This window comes from Companilactobacillus halodurans (assembly GCF_009600985.1).
In the GTDB taxonomy this organism is placed as follows: domain Bacteria; phylum Bacillota; class Bacilli; order Lactobacillales; family Lactobacillaceae; genus Companilactobacillus; species Companilactobacillus halodurans.
Window position 1 is genome coordinate 1 of record NZ_VDFP01000212.1, and the last position, 1,162, is coordinate 1,162.

Below are 1,162 nucleotides of genomic sequence, written 5' to 3' on the forward strand. Positions count from 1 at the left end.
GCCAAAAATGTTGTTTATGTCCAAGGCACTGGTTTGATTTTGCCTGATAAATCATATTATGATGAAAAAAATGAATCTGGTAAGCAATTATTAGCTAAGTATGCTGAAATTGCTGGTCGTTTGTTATCAATGATCGGCTATAAACTAGATGAAGCCAAAGAAATTGTTGAACATGCTTTGGCATTTGATAAGTCGCTTGTCCCAATCGTTAAGAGTTCTGAAGAATGGGCTGATTATACTAAGGTTTATAATCCAATGAAGTTCAGTGAATTTATTAATAAATCTGATAACTTAGACTTGAAGAGCTTAGTAGTTGATTTGATTAATGACACTCCTGAAAAAGTTATTATTGAAGAACCAAGATATTTGGATAATCTTAATCAATTAGTTAATGACGATACCTTTGAAAATATTAAAGCATGGATGATGGTTAAGTTTTTGACTAGTAATGCTTCGATTCTTGATGAAGAGTTCCGTCAAACAATTGGTGAATATAATTTAGCTTTGAGTGGTGCTAAGGAACTTAAGAATAGAACTAAGTATGCTTATAACTTTGCGGCAGGTATTTTTAGTCAAGTTGTTGGTACTTATTATGGTAAGAAGTACTTTGGTGAAAAAGCCAAAGAAGATGTTCGTAGCATGGTTAAGAAGATGATTTCCATTTATGAACAAAGACTTGCTAAGAATACTTGGTTAAGCGAAGATACTAAGAAAAAAGCTATTGTTAAATTAGATAAGATTGTCATCAAAGTCGGCTATCCAGACAAGATTGATGATATTTATAGCAAATTTGATATTAATGAAAATGATTCATTATATGATAACGTTTCTCGTATTAGAAAAATCGTTACTCAAAATTCATTGGATCAATATCATAAGCCAGTTGATCGTACAAAATGGTTAATGCCAGGACATATGGTTAACGCTTGTTATGATCCATCAAGAAATGACATCACTTTCCCAGCTGCTATTTTGCAAGCTCCATTTTATAGTTTAGAGCAAACAAATAGTGAAAATTTCGGTGGTATTGGTGCTGTTATTGCTCATGAAATTTCTCATGCTTTTGATAACAATGGTGCCCAATTCGATGAATACGGTAATATGAATAATTGGTGGACTGAAGAAGATTACGCTAAATTCAAGGAACTTAATATAAAGATGA

At 32.1% G+C, this 1,162-nt stretch carries 1 protein-coding gene; it reads left to right on the top strand.

Going from position 1 to position 1,162, the window contains the following annotated elements:
- On the top strand, positions 1 to 1,162 hold a 1,162-nt coding region (locus tag FHL06_RS13695; protein WP_192918017.1), incomplete at both ends, for a M13-type metalloendopeptidase.